The sequence below is a fragment of the Aquibacillus koreensis genome (genome assembly GCF_025154055.1).
Classification (GTDB): Bacteria; Bacillota; Bacilli; order Bacillales; family Amphibacillaceae; genus Aquibacillus_C; species Aquibacillus_C koreensis.
On sequence record NZ_JAOALK010000033.1, the window covers coordinates 233,594 to 239,967 of the forward strand.

A 6,374-nucleotide genomic window follows, 5' to 3' on the forward strand; every position below is an offset into this window, starting at 1 on the left:
TCGATAGCTATGAAGTAATGGAACTAGGTTTATTTAAATCAAGGCTTTCTAAAATCTCTGTTTTTAGTGCAGCCATTTTTTCACTACCTCTTGCTCGTGGACGTTTTTCTTCTATTAAAATATCTCTGTCAATTTCACCAGGCTGTCCGCGAAGAATGATCACGCGATCACACAAGTAAAGTGCCTCATCGATATCATGTGTAACCAGAACAATTGTAGATTGATATGTTTTCCACACATCTAATAACAAATCTTGTAATTGCATTTTCGTAAAAGCATCTAATGCACTAAACGGTTCATCTAATAAAAGGATTTCCGGAGATGTTACAAGTGCTCTAGCGATTGCTACACGCTGCGCCATGCCCCCAGATAATTCTCTCGGGTAGAGGTGTTCGTTTCCTTGCAGGCCAACGCTTTCGATATACTCTTTAGCTAGCACTTCTTTTTCCTGTTTCTTTCCTTTTAATCCAAAAGTCACATTTTCTAATACATCTAACCATGGCAATAGTCGAGGTTCTTGAAAAATAAAACCTGTCGTATCATGAATCTCTTTTGATGTGTTGCCATTGATGGAAATATCTCCATCATAGTCGGTATCAAGACCGGAGATGGCACGAAGGATCGTACTTTTTCCACATCCACTTGTTCCTAAAAGTCCAATAATCTCACCTGGCTTAGCTGAAAAGGAAATATTTTGAACAGCTGTTTTGCCTTTAAACGTTCTACCTACATTGTGTAATTCCAAGCTCATTCGCTATACCTCCCGTTTAAGATTTCACCAAGCGATCTTGCCAGTGTAGTGATTTTGTTTCAATTGCTTTTAAGATCCAATCCGATAGTTTACCAATAATCGCAAATAAAACGATACTTGCAATGATTGTTTCTGGTTGTGCCATGTTTTGCCCATAAACCAATAAGAAACCTAACCCCTGACTAGCACCCATTAGTTCTGCAGCAACAACAAACATCCAACCTAATCCTAAACCACTTCGTAAACCAACTAAGAAAGAAGGCATCGAAGCTGGTAGAATAATTCTTGTGATTAATTGAAATGTATTTAATCCATACATTTTTCCAACTTCTATGATTTTACGATCGACACCTAAGATCCCACTAACAATGTTAAGGTAAACCGGAAAAAATACGCCGACTGCGATCATGGCGATTTTCGAAGGTTCTCCAATTCCCATCCATAAAATAAATAATGGTACCCATGCTAGAGATGGAATCGAACGAAACGCTTGGATCATTGGGTCAAATAACTGCTCTGCATTCTTAAAGAATCCAACGAGGGAACCAAGCACAATAGCAACGCCCGTACCGAGGACAAATCCTGCAAATACCCGGTACGTCGTTACACCAATATGGCCCCATAAAGATCCATCTTTCGCTAGCTCTACGATTGTTAAAAAGATAACCGATGGTGCAGGAAGCTGATAAGGAGGAAAAACTCCCATTTTGCTTAGTAGCTCCCACACCAAAATCAAAATGATTGGAAAAATGCTACCTAAAAGGACTGGCTTCCATCCTTTTAGGTTACGTTTTGCACGCGGACGATCGATACTTTTCTCAGGTACCACTACACCATCAGCTGCGTAGCTACTCTCTTGATTTGCCATTTGTTTTCCCTCCGATCAACTATGCTTATTATTCTCCGATTACTTCTTCTGCAAATGATGGATCAATTAAATCATTTGTTGTTTGTTCCACATCTACGCTCTCTTTAATGTCTCCACCTTCTTGCAATACTTTACCTGCAGCAATAAGTGCTTCAATGTGTGTATCACCAGGTACTGGGTTCGAGAAGTCGTTACGCTCTAATTGTTTTTTCGCCACTTCTACATCAATACCAGCTTCTTCTGCTAGAAGTTCTGCAGCTTCTTCCGGATTCTCAATGATCCAGTTTCTAGCTTTTTCGTATAGTTCGATTACTTTGTTTACGTATTCTGGATGATTTTCAGCAAAAGCTTCTCTAACATTCAAGAAACCATACGTATTAAAGTCTGCATTTCGATAGAAAAGCTCTGCACCTGCTTCTAACTCTAAACGAGCCATGTGTGGATCAAGACCAGCCCAAGCATCTACGTCTCCATTTGTAAGTGCTGAACCACCGTCAGCATGTTGTAAGTTTACTAGCTCAATTTCATCAATCGAAATACCTTCTGCCGCTAAAGAACGAGCTAAGAAAATATATGGATCTGTACCGAGTGTTGCTGCTACTTTTTTACCTTTTAAGTCTTCTAATGAAGCAATACCAGATCCTTCATTTGTTACTAATGCAGTCCATTCTGGTTTAGAGTAAATATATACGTTTTTGATTGGTGCCCCAGTTCCTTTTGACATAAGTGCCGCAGCACCTGCACTAGACCCGAAGTCAACACTGTCACTCTTCAAAAATTCTAATGCTTTGTTACTTCCTTGACTCAATGTCCAAGTTACGTCAATTTCTTCTTCAGCAAATGCTTCTTCAGCCCAACCAAACTTTTTCAAAACTAAACTTGTAGGTGAATAATATGCGTAATCTAATCTGATCTCCTCTGGCTTACCTTCCTCTGCACCACTTGTGGAACAGCCTGCTGCCACTACTAGCAATAAACCTAAAACTACGATCGTTAAGAAACTTCTAATATCAATCAATGGAATTCTTTTCATTAAAATTGCCCCCTGTTTGACCTGATTTTTAAATTTCACATGCGTACGTGGAAATCGATCCGCGCAATCGTTGTGCTTCTTTATACGTACATCTGTTATGCACTACTTGTAATCCCGCTTCTCTCGCTAACTCTGCTGCTTCTGGTGAGAATACGCCTTCTTGTAACCAGAATAGCTTTGGCTTTATTTCAATCGCTGCCTTTGCAACTTCGACTGCAACTTCAGGCTTTCTAAAAACTTGCACGACATCAATTTTAAAAGGAATACTCTTTAAATCTGGATAAGCCTTTTCGCCAAGTACCTCTGTTTCATTTGGGTTAACTGGTACGACCTTATAACCGAGACGTTGCATTTTTCGCGCTAGACGATAACTCGGTCGACCTTCTCTACTACTTAAGCCAACAATTGCTAATGTTTTTTGTCTTGTTACAATTTGGCCGTCCGCTGTTTCTTCTCTTTCGTTAGGAGAATTAAGTGCCCAACGAATGACACCTTCATCGTTAATAACAATCTCTTCATTTTTATCTTGACCAATGCCTGTTGCTTTCGCTAAAGCTTGATTCAGGTCGTTTTTAATATCTCTTACTGACTCAATCCCAACAGATAGACGAACCAACTCTTCTTTTACGCCAGTTTGTTCCAACTGCTCTTTTGTTAACTGTTGGTGTGTTGTTGAAGCTGGGTGGATAATTAATGATTTGGCGTCACCTACGTTTGCCACATGTGACCAAAGCGACACGTTGTTGATTAGTGTTTTACCAGCTTCTTTACCACCCTTAATTCCGAATACAACGACGGAACCAAATCCATTTTTCAAAATTCGTTTTGCTAGGTGGTGCGCGGGGTGTGATTCTAACCCTGGGTAAGATACCCACTCCACTGCTTCATGGCTTTCTAAATATCTAGCAATCTCAAAAGCATTTTGATTATGCCTTTCCACTCGTAAGTGCAATGTTTCTAAACCTTGTAATAATTGAAATGCGTTGAATGGACTTAATGCTGCTCCAAAGTCTCTCAACAGCTGTACGCGAACTTTTGTAATAAAAGCTAGTGTTCCAAAATCAACCGCATATCTTATTCCGTTGTAGCTTTGGTCCGGCTCTGTAAACTGTGGATATTTTTCAGAGTTCCAATCGAATCTTCCACTATCCACAATCACACCGCCAATCGATGTACCGTGACCACCAATCCATTTTGTAGCTGAGTGAACAACAATATCTGCACCATGTTCAATAGGTTTGCAGCTGTATGGTGTTGCAAATGTGTTATCAATGATTAACGGAATGCCAGCTTCGTGTGCAATATCCGATACCGCTTCGATGTCTAGTACGTGTAAACCAGGATTTCCGATTGTTTCACCATAAATTGCTTTTGTGTTTTCTGTGATCGCTTCTTTAAAATTATTTGGATCTGTTGGATCAACGAATTTTACGTTGATACCGTATCGTGGAAGTGTGATCGCAAATAAGTTATAGGTTCCACCGTAAAGGTTTGTAGCTGCTACAATTTCATCCCCCGCACTTGCTAAGTTTAAGATCGAAAGTGTAATTGCTGACATCCCAGAGGAAGTAGCTAGTGCTGCTACCCCTTCTTCTAAAAGTGCTAAACGTTTTTCGAAAACATCGACCGTTGGGTTACCGATTCGAGAGTAAATGTTTCCGGGTTCATCTAGTGCAAATAAGCTTTCTGCATGCTCTGTATCATGAAACACATAAGATGTTGTTTGATAAATCGGTACCGCTCGTGACCCTGTCGTTGGATCCGGCGACTGCCCACCGTGTAGAGATAATGTTTCTAAGTCATATGTTGTATTTTTATATTCTGCCATGTTCAAATTCCTCCTAGTGGTTTACTGGGTTTTATAAAATCAAAAAAGCCCACTTCATAAGAAGAGGGCTGTATGTATCATCCTCCTCTTATCTGTCAGGAATTACTTCCTGCAGGAATTAGCACCTTTTCAAATGAACGAATCATTTGATGGTTGCCGGGCATCGTCGGGCCAGTCCCTCCGCCTCTCTGGATAAGAGATCCAAAAACTATTTAATTTTACTTTGTGGTTTGATTTATTTGATAATTAAGAGAATACTATGTTTTTAGATTTTTGTCAAAACTTTTTTTATTTTTTTTAGAATATTAAAGCTCTTCTAACCTATCCTTGATTAAATGGCCCCACTTTTCAAACTCGACGAGGAAACCATCATGCCCAAACTGCGTTGGTACGAAGTCAAAGCTAGCTACCTTACCAGTTTGTTGAATAAGTTCTACAAATTGCTCTAAATCTTTTGTCGGGAACAATAGATCACCAGCATAACCAATCGCATAGAGTGGCTTCTCAATTCTTTTCGCGGCTTCTTCCATCCCATCTCTTTCTCGTCCTACATCATGTGTATCCATCGCTTTTAGTAAATATAAATAACTATTCGCATCAAATCGCTTCGTTAGTTTTTTCCCTTGGTAATCAAGATATGATTCAATTTCATAAGCAATTTCTTCATGCGCAACACCGACTGGTCCTCGTAATTCGCGTCCGAAGCGTTCATTAAATAAATCACTAGATCGATACGTAATCATGCCTACCATTCTAGCAAGACTCAATCCATGCTCTGGAATATCATCCGCAGCATAGTTTCCATTGTTCCATTTTGGATCTTGTAAGATAGCTAAACGAGCAATGTTATTAAAAGCAATCGCATAGTCATTTAAATATGGAGTTACCGCAATCGGAAACAATCCATCCATCATCTCAGGATAAGAAATCCCCCACTCGAGTACCTGCATCCCACCGAGAGAACCACCGATAACTGCTTTCAAGTGATCAATATCAAATTTTTTTAATGCTAGATATTGCGCCTTTACGATGTCTCGAATTGTAACAAACGGAAAAGTAGTTTGATAAGCTTTCCCTGTTTCTGGATTTATACTTAATGGACCTGTTGATCCGTGACATCCACCAATAACGTTAAACGATATCACTTGAAATTTATCTAAATCAACTGCCCCTCCGTGATTTATTAAGTTCGCCCAATATCCAGGGGCATCTTCACTTCCTACACAATATTGTGTGCCTGTTAGAGCATGGCAAACGAGAATTACAGGAAGATCCGTAGAACCAACTCGCTCATAGGCAAGCTGTACATCTGAAAGCACTTTACCTGATTCAAGCTCTAGATCTCCAATATTAATAATCCCTGATTCCCTACGCGTGGCTACTTTCACGTTCATAGGAAGCAATACCACCTTTCTCCTGATTCGTTCTATCTATATGTTTTAGTTTTATAACGTCAAAAAAACCTCTCTAGAAGACAGAGAGGTTTGTGTTAATCGCTTCGCCTCTTATCTTCTCTAAGCATATGCCTAGCAGGAATTGGCACCTTTCCAAATAAACGAATTATTTGTTGGTTGCCGGGTTTCATCGGGCCAGTCCCTCCACCTCTCTGGATAAGAAAATATTTAATTTTTTCACTATTTCGTAACATTTGATAACAAGAATTCTAGCACTGGAAAAAGATACTGTCAATACAATTTGTTATAGAAAGTTGCAAATGTGCATTTGAATTATTATAGATTTTCTGCAATTTGTTACATCGTAGTTGATATAAAAACCGTCGTAACTAAAAGTGGAAATATTGCTCTACCGTTCCGGAAATACACTCCGCTTTCCGTGGGGCGAGCGCCGAGCCGCTTCGTCGCTTCGCTCCTGCAGGGTCTCGCCTGTCTCGCAG

The 6,374-nt window shown here is 39.8% G+C and carries 5 protein-coding genes and 2 riboswitches; all 5 genes read right to left on the reverse strand.

All coding sequences use genetic code 11. The annotated features are described in order from the left end of the window. Positions 1 to 7: 7 nt before the first annotated feature. Positions 8 to 751: an ABC transporter ATP-binding protein gene (locus tag NYQ66_RS09795; RefSeq protein ID WP_259869165.1), complete on the reverse strand. Its 744-nt coding sequence runs from the start codon at positions 749 to 751 to the stop codon at positions 8 to 10. A gap of 16 nt (positions 752 to 767) precedes the next feature. After that, positions 768 to 1,619 carry an ABC transporter permease gene (locus NYQ66_RS09800; RefSeq protein ID WP_259869166.1) on the reverse strand — a complete coding sequence of 284 codons (852 nt, stop codon included), beginning with the start codon at positions 1,617 to 1,619 and terminating at the stop codon, positions 768 to 770. A 28-nt stretch (positions 1,620 to 1,647) separates the two neighbouring features. Continuing rightward, complete coding sequence (locus NYQ66_RS09805; RefSeq protein WP_259869167.1) at positions 1,648 to 2,652, reverse strand: aliphatic sulfonate ABC transporter substrate-binding protein; 1,005 nt, start codon at positions 2,650 to 2,652, stop codon at positions 1,648 to 1,650. A 28-nt stretch (positions 2,653 to 2,680) separates the two neighbouring features. Next, positions 2,681 to 4,480, reverse strand: a complete 1,800-nt coding sequence (locus tag NYQ66_RS09810; RefSeq protein WP_259869168.1) for a PLP-dependent aspartate aminotransferase family protein — start codon at positions 4,478 to 4,480, stop codon at positions 2,681 to 2,683. 85 nt (positions 4,481 to 4,565) lie between these two features. Beyond that, a riboswitch (SAM riboswitch) is annotated at positions 4,566 to 4,679 on the reverse strand. A 106-nt stretch (positions 4,680 to 4,785) separates the two neighbouring features. Further along, on the reverse strand, positions 4,786 to 5,874 hold the full coding sequence (gene metX, locus NYQ66_RS09815) for a homoserine O-acetyltransferase MetX (protein WP_259869169.1): 1,089 nt from the start codon (positions 5,872 to 5,874) through the stop codon (positions 4,786 to 4,788). A 108-nt stretch (positions 5,875 to 5,982) separates the two neighbouring features. Next, positions 5,983 to 6,097: riboswitch (SAM riboswitch) on the reverse strand. Positions 6,098 to 6,374 lie beyond the last annotated feature (277 nt).